Source organism: Trinickia violacea (genome assembly GCF_005280735.1).
Lineage (GTDB): Bacteria > Pseudomonadota > Gammaproteobacteria > Burkholderiales > Burkholderiaceae > Trinickia_A > Trinickia_A violacea.
Map to the genome: position 1 here is coordinate 1,731,578 of NZ_CP040077.1, position 18,498 is coordinate 1,750,075.

15 protein-coding genes and 1 pseudogene are annotated in these 18,498 nt (G+C 58.5%); 11 read left to right on the forward strand and 5 right to left on the reverse strand.

From position 1 onward, the window contains the following. Position 1 precedes the first annotated feature (1 nt). The 4 genes and pseudogenes from FAZ95_RS07845 (at position 2) to FAZ95_RS39975 (ending at position 5,158) form a co-directional block, all read left to right on the forward strand. The gene (locus FAZ95_RS07845; RefSeq protein ID WP_137331928.1) at positions 2-1,549 is read left to right on the forward strand and encodes an ATP-binding protein; all 1,548 of its coding nucleotides are present in this window, start codon (positions 2-4) and stop codon (positions 1,547-1,549) included. 65 nt (positions 1,550-1,614) lie between these two features. After that, a complete protein-coding gene (locus FAZ95_RS07850; protein ID WP_137331929.1) occupies positions 1,615-3,363 on the forward strand; it encodes a TnsD family Tn7-like transposition protein in 1,749 nt (582 codons plus the stop codon). Between the two features lie 46 nt (positions 3,364-3,409). Further along, a pseudogene (locus FAZ95_RS40670) lies at positions 3,410-4,879 on the forward strand (TnsD family Tn7-like transposition protein); the annotation flags it as partial. A 21-nt stretch (positions 4,880-4,900) separates the two neighbouring features. Then, entirely contained in the window at positions 4,901-5,158 is a 258-nt protein-coding gene (locus tag FAZ95_RS39975; RefSeq protein ID WP_254699843.1) for a hypothetical protein, read from the forward strand. A gap of 2,599 nt (positions 5,159-7,757) precedes the next feature. Here the strand turns inward: FAZ95_RS39975 and FAZ95_RS07860 are convergent. From FAZ95_RS07860 to FAZ95_RS07885, 5 genes are all read right to left on the reverse strand, one after another. Beyond that, positions 7,758-7,946: a ribbon-helix-helix protein gene (locus FAZ95_RS07860; RefSeq protein WP_137331931.1), complete on the reverse strand. Its 189-nt coding sequence runs from the start codon at positions 7,944-7,946 to the stop codon at positions 7,758-7,760. 429 nt (positions 7,947-8,375) lie between these two features. After that, positions 8,376-8,657, reverse strand: a complete 282-nt coding sequence (locus tag FAZ95_RS07870) for a hypothetical protein (RefSeq protein WP_137331933.1) — start codon at positions 8,655-8,657, stop codon at positions 8,376-8,378. Then, on the reverse strand, positions 8,647-8,892 hold the full coding sequence (locus FAZ95_RS07875; RefSeq protein WP_254699844.1) for an HPr family phosphocarrier protein: 246 nt from the start codon (positions 8,890-8,892) through the stop codon (positions 8,647-8,649). The genes FAZ95_RS07870 and FAZ95_RS07875 overlap by 11 nt, the downstream gene beginning before the upstream one ends. After that, complete coding sequence (locus FAZ95_RS07880) at positions 8,892-9,362, reverse strand: hypothetical protein (RefSeq protein ID WP_137331935.1); 471 nt, start codon at positions 9,360-9,362, stop codon at positions 8,892-8,894. The genes FAZ95_RS07875 and FAZ95_RS07880 overlap by 1 nt, the downstream gene beginning before the upstream one ends. Before the next feature lie 236 nt (positions 9,363-9,598). Then, positions 9,599-10,366, reverse strand: coding sequence for a YoaK family protein (locus tag FAZ95_RS07885; RefSeq protein WP_137331936.1), 768 nt, complete (start codon positions 10,364-10,366; stop codon positions 9,599-9,601). Positions 10,367-10,731: 365 nt separating this feature from the next. Here FAZ95_RS07885 and hyfB point away from each other — a divergent pair, with 365 nt between their 5' ends. Genes hyfB through FAZ95_RS07920 form a run of 7 tightly spaced genes read left to right on the forward strand, consistent with a single transcriptional unit; the run spans position 10,732 to position 18,350 of the window. Then, positions 10,732-12,741, forward strand: a complete 2,010-nt coding sequence (gene hyfB / locus FAZ95_RS07890; RefSeq protein WP_137331937.1) for a hydrogenase 4 subunit B — start codon at positions 10,732-10,734, stop codon at positions 12,739-12,741. Continuing rightward, positions 12,738-13,688, forward strand: a complete 951-nt coding sequence (locus tag FAZ95_RS07895; protein WP_137331938.1) for a respiratory chain complex I subunit 1 family protein — start codon at positions 12,738-12,740, stop codon at positions 13,686-13,688. The genes hyfB and FAZ95_RS07895 overlap by 4 nt, the downstream gene beginning before the upstream one ends. After that, entirely contained in the window at positions 13,689-14,348 is a 660-nt protein-coding gene (locus tag FAZ95_RS07900; RefSeq protein ID WP_137331939.1) for a formate hydrogenlyase, read from the forward strand. Beyond that, the gene (locus FAZ95_RS07905) at positions 14,341-15,801 is read left to right on the forward strand and encodes a hydrogenase 4 subunit F (RefSeq protein ID WP_137331940.1); all 1,461 of its coding nucleotides are present in this window, start codon (positions 14,341-14,343) and stop codon (positions 15,799-15,801) included. The genes FAZ95_RS07900 and FAZ95_RS07905 overlap by 8 nt, the downstream gene beginning before the upstream one ends. A 3-nt stretch (positions 15,802-15,804) precedes the next feature. Further along, a complete protein-coding gene (locus FAZ95_RS07910; RefSeq protein ID WP_137331941.1) occupies positions 15,805-17,364 on the forward strand; it encodes a hydrogenase large subunit in 1,560 nt (519 codons plus the stop codon). Continuing rightward, a complete protein-coding gene (locus FAZ95_RS07915) occupies positions 17,364-17,891 on the forward strand; it encodes an NADH-quinone oxidoreductase subunit B family protein (RefSeq protein ID WP_137331942.1) in 528 nt (175 codons plus the stop codon). Before FAZ95_RS07910 ends, FAZ95_RS07915 begins: the two co-directional genes overlap by 1 nt. Before the next feature lie 18 nt (positions 17,892-17,909). Beyond that, complete coding sequence (locus FAZ95_RS07920) at positions 17,910-18,350, forward strand: hypothetical protein (RefSeq protein ID WP_137331943.1); 441 nt, start codon at positions 17,910-17,912, stop codon at positions 18,348-18,350. Positions 18,351-18,498: the final 148 nt, after the last annotated feature.

Sequence of the window (18,498 nt, forward strand, 5' to 3'; positions counted from 1 at the left end):
AGTGACTAATGAGACTGCGAAGAAAAGGGAGGCGACGAGTGGGCGGCGAATTCAACAAGCCCCTGTCAGACAGTGCCGGCAGGCTGTGGAGGCGGAATACTACCAGGGTGATCTGCCGCAAGAGTACAAGGAAAATCCTCTCATTTCTGCATTAGGACCGTTGTGGGATAGCAAATCGATTTTGCGATCCCTATCCGTTCCCGTGGCCTATTCTGATGACGAGCGCTCTCGGCCAGAAGAATATCGGCTGAACACAATTGGCCGCCTGTCGCGTCTGTTTGTTCCTTTGCCAGCCCATCTGGAAATCGTCAACATCGTGCAGATGATCATACGCCAGCACTATGTTGACCAAACAGTGTCCGATGTCGGTTCCCGGGGAGCTTGCGAAAGATACACATGTGCGCAGGACAATAAGCTTATCCCAATATACCCCCATAAGCGGTCTCACGCGTATTGCGCCGGGATTTTTGGACTGTCTGGAGCGGGAAAAACGACGGCGCTAGAGGGTGCACTGCGATTTCTGCCGAAAGTCATCCACCACAGCAGGTATGGAATCAATCAGGTTGTGTGGATCAAAATCGACTGCCCTCGCAGCGCGAGCCTGAAGGACACTATCAAATTGCTGTTGCTCACGTTCGATGAATTGCTCGGCACGGAGTGCCTGGACGAGATCGGAACGCGGGCCACATTGGCGGATTACGCAAACAAGCTGCACCGTGTGGCGCGACGCCACTACACTGGACTCATCATCCTCGATGAGATGCAGAATGCGCTGCAAGCTGTGGTAAGGAACGATCCGCTCTTTGACTTTTTCGTCAATTTCACCAACGTAGTTGGAATACCAGTTATCGTAAGTGGGACGCCGAAGGCTGCTGGGCTCTTCCGTAAGACGCTGCGGTCGGCGCGACGCATCAGCAGCCAGGGTGTGATCACGTGGAATGGCATGAAAGATATGCGGGACTGGAATCGGTTCTGTGATCAGTTGGAGAAATACCAGTGGCTGGCGAATGCGGCACCACTCTCCCGGAGCATTCGGCAGTATCTGTATGCGCTGACGCAAGGCCTCCCTGGTATCGCGATTCCCCTTTACCAGCTTGCTCAATACAACGCAATCTATACCGGTGTTGAGACACTCTCTCGACAGATTCTTCGCGACACCTTTGATGAGAGGATGGATTGTTTGAGACCGCTTCTGGCCGCTATTCGGTCGGGAAATAAGGCCAGGATGGCTCAGTATGAAGACCTGCTGGGGGACACGTTGAAAGACATCGTGGCATCCACGGAATCGGAAGCGAGGCGCCACATGTACCAGCAGGCGGCTATGGAGCATGACAAGGCGGAGTCGGCCATCGATGCTACCTCCCGACTACTACTGTTGGGTGTCGCCGAGGACATCGCATCCTCACTCATCGATGAGGTACAGAAGGAGTTTCCTTCAGCATCTACGGAGGATTTGAGCGCTGAGGCAGCGAGACGGTACTTCCGGAAGCATTCGCAGCGAGAGTCGCTAAAGCGGTGCGAAAAGAAGCCGAAAGCAGTGCTCATATAGCACGTGTCGGTTGTGGCCGTCTGGTGGCTGAAAGTACCAATCCTGGTCCAGAACCGGAGGGAACGATGGCAATTGCATTGAGACGCCCATATATTGATGAATTATTAGGTAACCTAATTGTGGAGTATCTTTCCGAGGAAAAGGTTGCGAAACGGTACGAATTTCTGAGGTCATTGCTTGGGTGCCAGGCAACGTCGCTAGTGGCAATGCCGAGTGGTCTGGAAAGACTCTGCGAACAGACATCTGACTACTGGGGCATGGCAGCGACGGAAATTGCTGAGAAACTGACGCTGATGCCGTATTACGTCGCTAGCAGCTCGCCTCGCGTCTCGATGAATGTTCTTGCGGCCATGACACGGAGTTCTGGTCGGATTCGTAACCGGTGTGGCCTTGGGTTCGGGCGCTATACAAATTTGGAGACGCTTCGATATTGCCGACAATGCATTCGGGAAGATCGCGACAGCTGGCGACATCCGTATTTCAGACGGGTTCATCAACTGCCGGGTGTCGCGGTGTGCCCGAAGCACGAGAGCCTGCTGACCTGCTCGGAGCTTCGCGCTTCCACGCTCCACGTTGACGGTGCAAGCGCGTTTCCCACTGCTTTTGAGGGAGGGCGGCAGATTGAATTCGGGCATACAAGGCCGATTGAGATCGAAACCATTGTTCGGGTGGCGAAGAAGTCAGAAGAGATACTGACGCACGCTGCACCATCAAGCTATTTCGATCTGCGCCTTCATTACAAGCGCTGCCTGGAGGGTACGGGCTACACGTACCGGGGCGGAAATTGTCGATTAGACGAGCTGTCGACCGATATTGTCGAATACTTTGGTGAGCCTTTTCTTTATTGGGTAGGTCTGTTTCGAACTGGGCAGGAAGCGCGTGACTGGCTTGTGCCGTTACTCTGTCTGGGCCAAGCGGTCGCGCCGACCGTTTCGCACGTGCTGCTGCAGCAGTTTATCGCATCAGGGGTGCGAAACAGACGTCGTCCTATGGAGAACGTCGTAGTTCAGTGTCCGTGCGACGCACCCGAGCATGAGGCTGGCGTGTTTAAGGGGAACCTTGTGTGGCAAGGCGAGACAGGCGGGACCGCCAAATGCGTCTGCGGGTCCAGCTTTCGATTTCACCTGGACGGGCATGCGTCGGTCGTTGATCAGATTTGGCGGTATGCCCACTGTTACCACGGCATGGCCACAAATCTCACGGGGAAGGGGCTCTCGGTTCAGGAGATAGCCCTCGAGCTGCGCGTTAGCGTGATGACCGCACGAAGGCTCTGTCGCGGTAGTTCCCCGACGTGGTCTCAGCAGAAGCACGTGCGTACTTCTTTCGACGTTGAGCGAGGCCGTCAAGCGTGGCTCGAAGCGATCGAACGCTTCGGTTCGGTTGCGTCGGCTCGGCGTATGGCGAGGCCGACCTATCGAGCGCTTCTCAGGCATGACCGAGAATGGCTAGCTGAGCATCGCACGAACGCGACTCGGTCAATTGTGCAAAGGGTCGATTGGGCACGCCGTGACAGTGCATACGTGGGTGTACTGCGAGCGGCTGCCGACGCGATCAGTTGTGAAATACCACCCAGGTGGGTCAGCGCGATTAGTATTTTGATGGTATCTCGAGTGCCGAGAGGTACACGGAACCAACTAGTGAAGCTTCCCAAATGCAGGGAGCTGCTGAAGGAGGTCGTGGAGACTCGCCAGCAATTTCGTGAGCGAAAAGAGCTTGCGGAGATCCGGGTAGTAAATACCGACGATAAGGCCGCGCCAGATCTGAGCTTGGTCGACGAGGAGCGATGCGATGGCAATTGCGCTTTTTCCGCTTAGCGAAGGTGAGACTCTTGGAAGCAATTTTGGACGCTATGCGGAGTACATGGGTCTTGCATCTACTGTGACCTTGAGGCGACGGCTTTTTGGATATTTTTGTGACCCTGGTACACGACTGCCAAGCGGGGTTGCTCACCTTGCAGAGCAGGTGCGTGATTACTGGAACATGCAGGCGGAAACGATAATTGAAAGCCACACGGAGTTCCGTTACGCAACTATGATGGCCTCGCCCTCAATGAGAGAGAAATTACTCCGGAAGATGCTTAGTCTACCCACGAGTCAGGTCGCTAGGCTGAGAATTTCTGGGTTGAAAGGGGAGCTTGTCACGGCGTTACGATACTGTGAAGAATGTCTGGCGGAGTGGGGTGAGAAAAAGGTCGCGCCATATTGGAAGCTTGATCATCAGTTGGCCGGCGTGTACTGCTGCGTTACGCATTCGTGCATGTTGAAAGCAGTGCGGCATGCATTTGCTAAAAGCTATGTCGATCCGACGTTCGTACGATTGACGCATCCTTCTGATGAGGTGATCCTGCCTCGAATCTCATCGTCGGAAAAAGACGCTATTGAGGATGTTGCTAAGAGAAGTGCTCGACAGAGAGCGTCAGGTAATACATATCAGCCGATGCAGACATATCGTGATTTGTTTCGAGATGCAGGATTTGCACGTCGGGATTCTGCGTTGAAACGTGATGTTGTGATTTCGGAGTGGTTGAATTATTTTGGCCCCGAATATTGTCAGCTGACCAACATGAATGAGCGGAAAATTTCCACATGGTTGGACGGCCTATCAGAACGCGCAAGCGCTCGCGAAGCTCCTCACCCTTTCATGTTTATCGCGGCAGAGTCGTTTCTTGAACACCACGTCGCCTTGCCAGGATCGTTCGCGCCAGCGACGCGATGCAGATCATCAGCCTCCTCACGTGAATGGGGAATGGTCGTTCCGGTTTTCGAAGCGCCAGTATGCGGAGGTGCTTTGCATCGAGATACTGATGTTCTTAGATTTGCTGGGCCTTTGAGGAGGTCGGGTGGGTGGAAGCTGGTTTGTTCTTGTGGAATATCGTATCGGATGCTAGAAGTATCTCAATGTGGTGCTAGGCGAGTGATCCCGTTCTTGTACGGAGCTCGATACCATAAGCGGTTTGCTCTATTGATGGAAAAAGGGATTAGCATCAGACGCGCAGCACGAGAGTTGCGTCTGTGTCGTCAGACGGCTCTTAATTGGGCACGTAGGGAGGGATACACGAGTGTTGAGACGCTGTCTCCCGCGGAGATCCGGAAGTCACGCTCGAAGTGGCGCCACTCGGTCGAAAATGCTCCATCGGAAAGTCGCATTACCTCGGCCGCTAGAGCCGATCCAGCTGTATACAAGGCGCTGTCTAGGTGTGACCATGCGTGGTTGCTAACGTTTAATCGGAAGCACCGGTCATGGCGTCCAAGGAGTTCGTACAGGGTCATTGAACCGACACTTGACCAGATTCGCGAAGCTAGGCTTGAACTAATGCAGATCGAGCCTCCGGTTCGGGCGACACGAGTCGCTATGCTAGAAAAAGCAGGGGTTCAGAGGCGCTTGAATAATGCGAGCAAGTCTTTTTTGGTCGTGTTGGCGGAATTGGTGGAGACGCGAGAGACCTACCTCGAACGGGTTATTTCTTGGCTTGCCTCTCTGGCGGCGGAGCAACGTTTGGGCGATTACGCTGAAGCTATCCGGCAAGCTGGGTTGCAGCCACGTAGTTTTACAATGGAACAGCGGAATCGAATTAAGGAAATCCGGTTGACGAACGTTCGCGATAGCTAGTCCACGCTTGGAGGCTGACGACTATTCTCAATTGATCCGCTTGCGCCTGCAGCCTCTGTTCCAGCGGGCGGAACAGAATTGACCGATCGTTGCGGGAGTAGAGCTGGATGAGATACTCGTTGCCGGGGCGGGTGTGCGATGCACCAGTCGTTTGTTTGCGCACTTTTATTTTCTTCGGACGACGCTCTAGCGCGACGGGGACGCTGAGAGGATCAACGTAAGGTTTCTCGTAAATGATCTTTCGCAAAGCCTTATAGCACCGATGTCGAAACGGATTCGGAGGGGAGATTTACGTGGTGAGTCTCGCCTTATCAGGCGTCACGACACGGACTCATCACGGAAGACTCGATGAAATTGATGCGAAATGGAAAGACGCGACGCAACGTACTGTGAATTGGACAGCATACTAGCGTAACCAGTACTCGGACTCGATCGAACCTCTAAACCGTCTATTGGGATATCTTGCGATGGGGGCTTCGATGAGCGAGAAAGTGACACTCGAGCGAGTTAAGTTATAGGGAGGTATGGACCGAACCTATAGAGGAGGTTGCCCGGAAATACAAAATGTCAGGCGTTGGACTTAAAAAGATATGCATCAAGCTGGACGTCCCGACGGCGGGACGAGCGCACTGGGCAAGAGTGAGGGGTGGCAATACACATTGTCTCCGGTGCACATTTGCGAAGCATGGAGGAATCCATGTTCAGATTTCGCCGCTGTTCACGGCGCGTCAACAGCGTGGATTTTTGAACCGGGTCTCCGCGCGAGGGTCCCTTCGGCCGCGAGAAGCCGGGTGCTTGTGACCACATAATTGAGCGTGGAAATGATTGAGAGTTTGTTTTCGCCACCTAAGGCGTCACGTATTGAACTCGATTCGCGGAATTTGTCTATTTAAAGAGAGCTTTGCGTGAGTTTGAGCCAAATTCGGGGGCAACTTTCGGTGAATCCTCTCGCTGTGGAGCCAGTTTCACCATACGGGCCGCTGGTGCCTCGTTCTCGTGGTTCTGATCGGCCGCCGTCAGCACGGCACCGCTGCGTCCGCAGCCGCGTGCCGAGCGGCACGATTTACTAGAAGGAATTCGAGAGGTGCGACTAGTGCCGCACGTCGATGGCGACGGCGTGATTGCGCTCCACGACGCCGACCGGATCCTTCGGGCGCCGCGCGCCGAGCGCGCATGCCGGGCCGAGCGAAACCTGGCGGAGGATCTGACCGCGGGCACACTCGTACGCCTTGCTTAGGTTCCTGCAGATTTTGCTGCGTTTCCCGAGCATAAGCGCGCACCGTGATCGTCGTAGCACCGCGGCGCACTTCAACCTCGGTTCCGCCTGACGCCGGCGCACCGCGCGGTGCTTCTGGCTGCAACGGAGCAAACTTCTTCGTCCTCGAGGTCCGGACCGACCATTTCGTTGGCCGCGCGAAGAGCTCCGAGTAGAGTTACCAACAGGGAAGTTCGCCGTCCTTGTTCTGAGAGCTAATTTGATGGCTCGCTGCGCTTTGGTAGTCTGTTACTTGCTGCGACGCAGCATCACTGTGACTTGCCCCTTTTTTGGTGCGTTGCCGCCGGCCTTGCCGGCTATGGCTCCAGCAAACTTTGTGGACTTGAAATCAAGGTTTAGCTTACAACAGACGGGCATTGCCGCAGACTTTGTGGATTTCTTCAGAATATTGGCGCAACGGTCGCTCCGGCGTTTCGAATGCTTTTAGCCGCAGACTTTGATGTCCCTCGATATTTGCTTGTAATGGGACACAACAAGGTTGGTGCCAGTCCGTTTCCGACGCTGGAATAACGGTAAAGTTGGTGCAAACGGCAATAGTACGTATTGCGTCGCAGCATAATGGAACACTGTGCGTGGGTCTCGAGAATCCTCGGTTTGCGCGAAGTCAACCCCCTTCAGCTCCCCTCAAAGCGTCCTGAACAATTCACCAACATCCGGCCGGCACTTTGTTTCGCGCAATGCAACGAGCAACGCAACGAGCAACGCCCTAACAACACTCATTCTGTCTCGCCGCGGCGCAAGCGGAGGTATATGTCACAGCGACGACGCTCGGAGTTGAAATGGACGCTGAGAAAAATTCCGTTCTAAGGCGGCCTTGTCATCAGCATTGGTGCAGAGATTCGGACCTAGCACTCCGTCGAGTTGACACCCCCCACCCTTAGCCACATCGAAGACGAGGTGAGTCTTTCGTTCAGAATACGTCGCGGCTAAACCGCGACACCAAGTCGCGCAGGCGTCTCCATAGCGCGGTAACGACAGCCAGGACAGAATTGACGAGGGAGATTCCCCATCACGACGACTTGGCCTTGCTCGTGGTCCTCGTGCATCCCCGCGACTCGCGCAACATCGCGATCGACCTCGACCCGAAGCGCGACGTCTATCGAGTCACCATTGAGCCGATACCCGAGGGTAAGCCGGTGGGGACGTTGGTCCTACATCTATGAACCCGATATGTTTTAATCTGCAGCTGGCCGTGCGATTGTTTGGCTACAGTATGTTTAGAACCGACGGGAATGGTTCATCCGTAGGCGCGACGCCGATATCACCGTGTCGGACCGTCTTGGAAATGCCGGACCGCCAGTAAGTGGGGAGAACCGTTTAATCTTATCGTTTCGCTCGCGAACCCAGGGCGCTCTTTGTGCGCCAGGTTACGCCATGCTGTTCAAGGTATTCCCGAATCAGTTGCCGTACCACCTGAGAAGGCGTCAGGTCCTGGGCTGCACAGAGCTTCTCGAACGCTTCTTTCTTTACTGGGTCGATCAGGACGGTCAATCGGGCACTTTTCGTTTCCATAGCGGGAGAGAATCTATAGTATGTTAATCAAATTATAATAAATAGTCCGCTTCCGTTACATCAGAAAGCATTGTTGCGGCTGGGAGCCGCACGGCTAGCCAAACCGGCAAGCCGTCGACCGTGACGGGGGGATTCAGGATTGCGCCCGTTGAAGCAGATAATTGCGACCAGCCTGCGTGACTGACGTGACGCCCCGACTGTTTGCAGAGGTGGTAACAAAACCTGCGCGTCTCAGCTCCTGTGTAACGGACCAACTGAGAGCGGGTGTGTCCCGACCGTAACGCGGCTGCGAAAGACGCTCGAGTGCCCAGATTGCGGCATGACTCAATGCGCCAGGTTGATGGTCAGTCACGTCGCTCATAGATTCTCCTCGTAGAAGTTCGCCCCCCGAGCGGAGGCGCGGAAATGATGAGGGCTGGCGGACCGAAATCACCAGGCTTGTCCGCCATGAAATGGGCGTTCGGCCCAGTTAATCCGCTTGCCGTAGTCAATGCGTATTGCGGTTTCCTGCAGGGTCAAAGGGTGCACAGCCTCAAGTACGTGCGCCCGCAAAAGAAGCTCGTCCAGCGTAGGACAGGAGGCGTCGTCTTTCCATGCAAAGACTGTGACGTTGTCCGGGCTGCCGTCCGCTGGCGCCAGCGCGACGGCGTCGCCAAATACATCCCCGATCGAACGCGCGCAGCGGAAGAAATCCGAATCGTCACTGATCATCAGGACCCGTCACAAGAGTGTGGACGGGCGTGTCCCGCCTGGCCCGAAGTGACATGACCGACATGGCGTCCTTGCCATTGACATAGCGACCATTTGCAGCACAGACGACGTTGCTGGAAAACGTGGCTGCTGCCACAGCGAATTCCGCTGCCCCATCCGCATCTAGTCCCCATCGGGCCGCCACCCGAATCAGCGCATCTACCACCGCACATCTCCCTCCATGCGCATCGGTCATCAGAGGCGACCCGAATGAACCGGCCTAGTGCAGGCGCCGTCCGACAACATCAGCAAAAAACCGCGTAACTGTTCATCCCACGTTTCGCTGTCCAGTGTCACTTCAAGGATTCCTACCTGCCGCATATCGGCATCTAGATACACTGCGTGCAACGCTCGAGGCTTAACCGGATTGCGAAAGAGCCGGCCATCGCCGTCAAGAAACAGGCATGTCTTGCCCCGATATCGAACGCCACGTACCGACGTCGCGTCGAAAACATGGCGTGCCGATGCCTTTGGGTAAACAAAGATGACGTTGATGCCGTGCGCTTCGAGGCGGTCGCAGACCCCCGAGAACCGGTACAACATCTGGAATCCGCGCTCCCCGGCGGTGCCTACGCCGACCACGATCACTCCGTGTTCACCCTTCACATCCCGAACGAGTTGGCATGCGTGGTCGTAAGACAGCAGGGCAGCGCCAGGGTCAATCACAGTGTTTCCTTGCCGGTCCTTCGGGCGCGCTTCGCTCGTCTGAGCGCGGCGCTGCTTCGCGGCTTGCCGCGGGAAAGCACCTGTCAGCGAAGTGCAGTAGTTACGAATGAGACTGAAATGATAATGGCATTATCATAACATGTGTGTGCTTCGAGCACCCGGACGGTCAGGCTATCTCGTGTGTGCCGGCTGGCCAACGAGCATCAGGTGCGAACCCCTCCGTTTATCAATCAGGCTCAATCCGCCTTGCGAGCGGGCCAAGTGCGCTCGCGCAGATCGTCGAGCAATGGAATGATCGCCAGTACCGTCAGCACGCCTGCGAGCGGAATGGTCGACGCGTAGCCCACATGCTTGAAGCCCAGCGCGCCTGTCACACCGCCCGCGAAGAAGCTCGCGAGCATGCATGCGTGGACCTTCAGGCGCTCCCTGTTGGCGAGCACCGGTTTGAAGGCCAAATCGTCGTTCGATGCATTCCAGTAAAAGAGTTTCCCGAGTTCGATGCCGATGTCAGTCACGATTCCCGTCATGTGCGTCGTACGGATTTCCGCGCCAGACAGCTTGGTGATCATGGCGTTCTGCAGGCCCATGATGAAACAGAGCAGCATGACGGTCGCCGGCACGAACAGGGTGTCCCACATCGCCAGATGACTGCCGAGCAGCCCAAAGCACAGGAGCAGCGCGGCCTCCAGCAGAAGCGGTGAAGCATATTGGCTGTTCAGCCGCCGGCGGCGTCCCCAGTTGACGAGTACGGCCGAGCAGGCCGCTCCCAGCAGGAACGAAAGCAGCGAACCGCAGCCCGCAAGCACGAGCGCGAAATCGCCGAGTACCGCCTGGTCCGCAATCGCGGAGACCACACCGCTCATGTGTGATGTGTATTGCCTCACCGCGAGAAATCCGCCCGCGTTCGCCGCGCCAGCCACGAACGCGAGCGAAAACCCGAGGCGTCGGTTTGCCTCGGTACTCCGGTCTTTTCCGGTCAATGTTCGAAAGAAGTGTGCTGGCATGCGGGCCCGACTCCACGCTGGTCTCAGGTCTGAGCAGGGGCGGGACGACGCCGGCATGACGGGGCGGTGTGATCGCCGCTGTCTGGAATCCTGCGGACAAAGCTGATAGGATGATAACGACATTATCATAATCTGATAACTGTATGTTCCCGATGCGGGTCCGGTTTCCAGGTCCCGAACTCGAGAGGAGACATCCAATGCAGTGTGGATTTGCGGCACGCGGGCAGTCCTGTCGATCGAACGGACGGGTAGGGAAGCGCTCAAGCGCCATCTGTCCTGAAGGATGCGCAGTTCAAGTCGCAAATCGGTCCAGGTCCGGTGTCATGGTTGGCTGCTGACAGGCACACAGGAAAGAGCGATACGCGATGGCCCCGTTCACCATCCTTCAGACCGTCCTTTTCGTGATCGCAGGGTGGCTCATTGTTGCGGGGGTGGGGCTCACAAGTCTGCATCGCACGCGGTTGGTCGCTCATGGGCTGTTTCCGCTCGGCGCCCTGTTCGGGTTGCTGCTGTGCGCGCTGGGCCTCGCCGGCGCGTTTACCGCGCCTGACGAAACCGTCCTGCCGCTAGGTCTGCCCGGGCTGCCGTTCCATGTGAGGCTCGATGGCCTATCCGCGTATTTCCTTGCGGTGCTCGGCGCGGTAAGCACGGGCGTTAGCGCGTTTTCCGCGGGCTATTTCCGCAAAGGCGAGGGCACACCGCCTGGGCTGCTCTGTTTCGAGTACCACGTGTGTCTCGCGAGCATGGCACTCGTTCTCGTGGCCGACGACGCCTACTGCTTCATGGTCGCGTGGGAAACGATGACCCTGTCCGCCACGTTTCTCGTGATGAGCAACCATCGCATTTCCGAAATCCGGCACGCCGGCTATCTGTACTTCCTGATTTCACACGTCGGGGCGCTCGCCCTGCTGCTGTGCTTCGGGCTGCTGCAGGCGGGTACCGGCGACTACACGTTCGCCAGCATGCGCCAGCAGCATCTGGACGCGTTATGGGCATCCATGGCGTTCGCGCTGGCGCTGTTCGGCTTTGGCGCGAAGGCGGGGATTTTCCCGCTGCACGTGTGGCTGCCTGAGGCACACCCGGCGGCGCCGTCCCCTGTGTCGGCCTTGATGAGCGGCTTCGTGCTGAAGGCGGGGTTGTACGGCGTGCTGCGCACCGTGTTCGATCTGCTGCATGTGCAGATCGCGTGGTGGGGTGTTGTTTTGCTTGCGCTCGGTCTCTTTACCGCGCTCTTCGGTGTCGTGTTCAGCGCGATCCAGACCGACATGAAGCGCCTGCTCGCGTACTCCTCGATCGATAACATCGGCCTGATGTTCGTCAGCATGGGCCTCACGGTCCTGTTCCGGGCGTATGGCATGCCGTCGCTCGCCGCGCTGTCGCTGACCGCGCTGCTCTACCAGATCGCAGGCCACGCGGTGTTCAAGAGCCTCCTGTTCGTCACGACGGGGTCGGTCCTGCATGCCACGGGCGAGCGCAATCTCGGGCGGCTCGGCGGTCTGATCCGTTTCATGCCATGGGCGGCATGGGCTGCACTGGTGGGTGCGATTTCCAGCGCGGGTCTGCCGCCGTTGAGCGGCTTCGTATCCGAATGGCTGTTGCTGCAGAGTTTCCTGTTTACGCCGGGGTTGCCCAATCCGATCCTGAACATGGTGGTGCCAATCGTTGCGGCGCTGGTCGCGCTAGTTGCCGCACTCGCGGGATACACGATGGTCAAGTTCTTCGGCATCATCTTTCTCGGGCAACCCCGTGAGGCAAAGCTTGCCAGTGCACGCGACGCCACGCCGTGGGAGCGCGTCGGCTTCGGCTGGCTCGCGGCCCTTTGCGTACTGCTGGGACTCTTGCCGGTGCAATTTGTAGCCGTGCTCGATCGCGTGACGCAGGCGCTCATCGGCGCCGGAATCGGTCAAGCGGTCGCGAAAAGCGGGTGGCTCCTGCTCGCACCGACCGATACCGACCGCGCGAGTTACATGCCCGCGATCTTCTTGATGTTCTTCCTCGGCTGCTGTGTGCTCGCCTGGGTGTTGGTGCGCCGCTTCTATCACGGGCGGTTGCGTCGCGCTATTCCCTGGGCCTGCGGAAATCCGTTTGTGAACGCGCGGATGCAGGACACGGCCGAGGGCTTCGGTCAGCCGATCCGAGAAATCTTTTCGCCTCTCTTCAAGATTGAACGGCAACTTCCGTCGCCATTCGATACACACCCCGTGTATCGCGTCACCGTGACCGATCGTGCGTGGGCGATGATCTACGCGCCCATCGAACGCACGGTCAAGCGTGTGGCGGCGGTTGCCGCGCTGCTCCAGACCGGCCGCATTGCCGTCTATCTGATGTACAGCTTCATCGTGCTGATTGTCCTGCTGATGCTGGTGAGACAATGATCACGCTCTCCGGATTGCTCTCGCAGGCCCTCGAAATCCTGCTGGCTCTGGCGGCGGCGCCATTGTTGACCGGTTGGGTCAACATGTGCCGCGCCTGGCTTCAGAAGCGCCGCGCGCCGGCCATCTGGCAACCATACCGGATGCTTCACAAACTGTTCAACAAGGAATCGGTCGTTGCCCATCATGCGAGCCCGGTGTTCCGCGGCGCACCCTACGTCGTTTGGGCCAGCATGACGCTCGCGAGTGCCATCGTGCCGACCTTGTCGACCGATCTGCCGCTGTCGCCCGCTGCGGATGCCATTGCGCTGGTGGGGCTCTTCGCGCTGGCGCGCGTGGCGATCTCGCTGGCGGCGATGGATGTCGGCACGGCGTTCGGCACACTCGGCGCTCGCCGCGAGATGCTCGTGGGCTTTCTTGCCGAACCAGCGTTGTTGATGGTGCTGTTTTCCGCGTCGCTGATCACGCAGTCCACGCTGCTCACGCGCATCGTCGCCACGCTCAGCCATCGGGAACTCGCCATTTACCCGAGTCTCGCGTTCGCCGGGGTCGCCTTCACAATGGTATCGCTCGCCGAGAACGCCCGGCTGCCGGTCGACAACCCGGCCACGCATCTCGAGCTGACGATGATCCACGAGGCGCTGATCCTCGAGTATTCCGGGCGGCATCTCGCATTGATGGAATGGGCGGCAAGTCTCAAGCTGTTCGCGTACTCCTGTATCGGCCTGTCGCTGTTCGTGCCATGGGGCATTGCTGAAGCCGGCAATCCGCTCGCGCTGCTCCTGGCGATACCCGCACTGTTCACCAAATTGCTGGTGGGTGGAGCCGTGCTCGCCGTGGTGGAGACAACCAATGCGAAAATGCGCGTTTTCCGTGTACCCGAGTTTCTCGCGACAGCCTTTTTGCTTGCCGTGATCGGCATGCTCGTCCACTTCCTGCTGGGGGCGTAAATGCACGGCCTCGCCACGCAGATCATCAACCTTCTGGCCGCGGTCCTCCTGCTGCTGTCGTTTGCGATGCTTGCTCAGCGCCGGATCCTGTCGCTGATTCACCTCTACACCCTACAGGGTGTCGCGCTTGTGTCGGCCAATCTCATCCTAGGATTTGTGACGTCCGACGTGCACCTTGCCATCTCCGCGATGCTGACACTGGTGCTCAAGGTCGGCCTGATTCCCTGGATTCTTTACAGGCTGGTGCTACGCCTGAACGTGAAAACGGACGTCGAGCCGCTACTCAACATTCCGGCGACGCTGCTAGTGGGCATCGTGCTCGTGATCGTCGCGTTCAATGTCGCGACGCCGATCAGCCAGCTTGCGTCTTCCGTCGCGCGCGGCACGCTCGGCATTGCGCTCGCGTGCGTACTGCTGTCGTTCATGATGATGATCACGCGCGCCAAAGCGATCCCGCAGGTGATCGGCTTTCTTTCGATGGAAAACGGCCTTTTCTTCGCCGCAGCTGCCGCCACCAACGGTATGCCCATGATCGTCGAACTTGGTATCGGACTTGACGTGCTGGTCGGCATCCTGATTCTCGGCGTTTTCATGTTCCAGATTCGGGAGCAGTTCGACAGTCTCGATATCCATCACCTGGAAAAGCTCAAGGATGAATGAGGCCTGGGTTCTGCTACCTGTTTTCGGGATTCCGTTGTGCGCCGGAGTATGTCTCGCGCTCGTCGGGCAGCAGGCTGTGGCACCGGGCCTCAACGTCGGTTTCAGCTTTCTGACTTTCGTCGCTGCGATGCTGCTCGCCGCGCAAACCGTGGCTCATGGGCCCGCCTTTGCGCTCGGCAAGCTGTTCTTCGTCGATCCGCTTAACGTGTTCCTCGTTGCTCTGACCGCATTCGTCGGCTGGACCACGTCGATGTTTTCACGGCCATACATGCGCATCGAGCGCGACCGCGGCAAGATGACGACCGCGCGCATGCGGCTTTACCACAGCATGTATCAACTGTTCATTTTTGCAATGCTTCTCGCACTGCTCACCAACAACATGGGCATCCTGTGGGTCGCGATGGAAGCAGCCACGCTTGCGACCGTGCTGCTCGTGAGCGTCTATCGCACGGCGGCCAGCCTCGAAGCCGCGTGGAAATATTTCATCCTGGCCGGAGTCGGCATTGCGCAAGCCCTCTTTGGCACGATCCTGCTGTATCTCGCCGCAAGCAGGCAACTTGCGGGCGGCGAGGCGTTGCTCTGGAGTAGCCTGAGTGGGATCAAGAGCCATCTTGATCCCACCATCATGTCACTCGCGTTTGTGTTCCTACTGATCGGATACGGCACCAAGGTCGGCCTCGTGCCGATGCACAACTGGCTGCCGGACGCACACGCCGAGGGGCCCACGCCGATTTCGGCCGTACTCTCTGGGCTGCTGCTCAATGTGGCGCTGTATGCGGTACTGCGATGCAAGGTGCTCGCCGACGGCGCGCTGCAAAACGGCCTGCCGGGTCGCCTGCTGATTGGATTCGGGCTGGTTTCGGTACTGGTCGCAACCTTTTCGCTATTCCGGCAGAAGGATGTGAAGCGGCTCTTCTCGTATTCGTCGATCGAGCACATGGGCCTCATGACGTTCGCCTTTGGTCTCGGCGGGCCCGTCGCCACGTTCGCGGGTTTGCTGCACATGACCGTTCATTCGCTCGTTAAGTCGGCAATCTTCTTTGCTGTCGGACATGCTGCACAAAAAGCCCACACACAGGCGATTGACGATATTCGTGGGCTGCTGCGCGTCAGCCCGACGGTCGGCTGGGGCATGATGCTCGGGGCGCTGGCCATTCTCGGCATGCCACCGTTCGGTGTCTTCGCGAGTGAGTTCCTGATCCTGACGACGGCAATCAACGAACTGCCGTGGGCGACGCCCTTTCTGCTCCTCGCGCTTGCGGTGGCGTTCGCAACCATCTTCGCGCGTGTGCAGCACATGGTGTTCGGTGACACGACGGCGACAGCGCTCGAGCATCCGCCAGCACTGCTGCCGGTGTTCGTCCACCTAGGCTTCGGTCTGATGCTGGGGCTTTACATTCCGCCTTACCTGGCCACGTGGTACCGGCAGGCGGCAGCGATGATTGCGGGGTGACGCATGCGGATCGACGCGCTTGGACTTTCTGACCTCGCTCGGCTGTCGGCGTTTGCCGGCAAAGCGTCAGCCTTTTTTGCACGAATCGACGCGGCGACCTGGGTCCGCATCGCCAGCACGGTGCGGGAAGGTGGTGGGCGACTGATCTCGCTATGGGGTGCGGAAGCGGCCGCGGGCACGTTCGTCATGTCCGCGGCATATGCGTTGGAAGATGGCCTGCTTTGGGTGCAATTGCCTGTCGCCAGTGCAGACGATGAAGAGGGATATCCTGACCTGTCCACGATTTTCCCCTGTGCATCGCGCATGCAGCGCGCGGTCTACGACCTGCTCGGACTGCGTGCGGTGGGCGCCGGGGATACGCGGCCGTGGCTAAATCATGGCAACTGGCCCGCCGGCTACTATCCGCTACAAAAACTGTCTTCCGGAGCCGGGCGCTTTGAATCGCACGAAGCGGATTATCCGTTCGTACCGGTCGCTGGAGACGGGGTTCACGAGATAGCGGTCGGGCCGATCCATGCCGGCATCATCGAGCCGGGGCACTTTCGCTTCTCGGTCGTCGGCGAGAAAGTGCTGCGGCTCGAGGAACGACTCGGTTATGCGCACCGGGGCATCGAGCGGTTGTTTCAGGAAACGCCTTTGCTACAAGGGCACCGATTGGCAGGGCGAATCGCCGGGGACACTACGGTCGCTTTTTCGTGGGCGTATTGCATGGCCGTCGAGCGTGCGCTGAATGTGTTCATTCCACCCCGTGCGCAGTGGCTGCGGGCTCTGTTGCTTGAGCGTGAGCGCATCGCCAATCACCTGGGGGATCTGGGTGCGCTCGGCAACGATGCCGGGTTCGCGTTCGGCCTCGCGCAGTTTTCGCGGCTGAAGGAAGACTGGCTGCGTCTGAACGACAAGGCTTTCGGCCATCGACTTCTGATGGATCAGATTGTGCCGGGAGGCGTCGCGCGCGATATGAACACGGACCGCGTGGTCGCTGTCGCGCATCAGTGCGAGCGAATCGAAGCCGAAGTTCGCGTGCTGCAGCGCATCTACGAAGACCAGTCAGGCTTGCAGGACCGCTTTGCGGGCGCGGGCAGGCTCAGCGCGAACGTAGCCGAGCATTTCAGCGTCTGTGGCCCAGTCGCCCGCGCGAGCGGTCGGAAAATAGACGTGCGGGTCGACCACCCTCATGCGCCTTACCATGAAGTTCTGGTGAGGATCACGAGCGATGACCGGGGCGACGTGGCGGCACGCGTCGCGGTCCGCTTCAACGAAGTCTACGAGTCCTTCCGGCTGCTGCACGCGCTTGTGCATGGTCTGCCCGAAGGTGACGTCGCCGCGTCGGTCGAGCCCGGCGGGCCGCCTGCACGCGGCGTCGGCTGGGTCGAAGGCTGGCGGGGCGACGTATTTGTCGCGCTCGAAACCCGCGAGGACGCGACCATTGCGCGATGCCACTGCCACGATCCGTCATGGCAAAACTGGCCGGCGCTGGAGCACGCGATCATCGGCAATATCGTTCCCGATTTCCCGTTGATCAATAAGTCATTCAATCTGAACTACGCGGGACATGACTTGTAATGTGGCAACTTCTCAAGCAGATCGCACTGACCGACATTCCCGCCGAGCGCATCCCGGTCGCCAACGACGCATGGCGCGTCGAGCACGGACAGATACAGCAGGAAATCGTCGACGTGCTCGGCCGCGCGCTTTGTATTCGCCAGATCGATGGGGGCTCCTGCAACGGATGCGAACTCGAAATCCATGCACTTAATAACCCCTACTACAACATTGAAGGGCTCGGCATCAAATTCGTCGCGAGCCCCCGTCATGCTGACATGCTGCTAATCACCGGGCCCCTCGCACTGAACATGCGAGAGGCCGTGCGCCGGGCCTATGAGGCCACCCCCAATCCGAAACTGGTAGTCGCCGCGGGTGACTGCGCCTACACGGGTGGCATCTTCAAGGACAGCTACGCCGTGTGCGGGCCCCTGTCGAATCTGCTTCCGGTTGATGTCGCGATACCCGGCTGTCCGCCGCCGCCGATCGATCTGCTAAGAGGCATTCTCACGGCGTTGCGCGCGAGACGCGGCACACTCGCGCCGTGACTGTTGCGGGAGCATACATTGGATCAGCAGAAAATAGTCTGGGGAGCATGGGTGCGAGGGACGTGGCCACAACTTGTCACGTTGGCCGGATTTCTGGTCGCGATCAGTCTTCGCTTCCCGGGCTGGTTTGTCCTGATCTCGGCGGTGGTTATCGTCGCGGCCATTTCGCAAAGCGCCCGGCTCGCCGCATTGCAACGCTCGCATGGGCTTCACGACCCGCTATTGGGCGCAGTCCTGGTCGGCAGCGGACTGGCGTCGATCGCCCTCACGATGAAGTGGTGGTTCGTCGAAAAGCAGATGACACTCGCGGCAGACACTCTCCTGTATTTGGTCGGACATACCGAAGGGGCATCGGATCTCGCGCTGGCATGGTCTAGCGTGCTGACCCAGTGGGGGTCTTGCGTGATCTTTCTTGTGGTCGCTGCGGTATGGGGGCTTCATGACGGCTCAGCGGACTGAGCGTCGAGGCGCCGCGGGGGAGACGACCCAGCGCGTCGATGCACCGCGCGTTGAGGTTGCCATTCAGCTCGGGCTCATATCCGCACTGGACTCACTGTCGATTGCCGTCATAGGGGGGCGGCGCGGCGCCGCCGTTTTGCATTTGGCG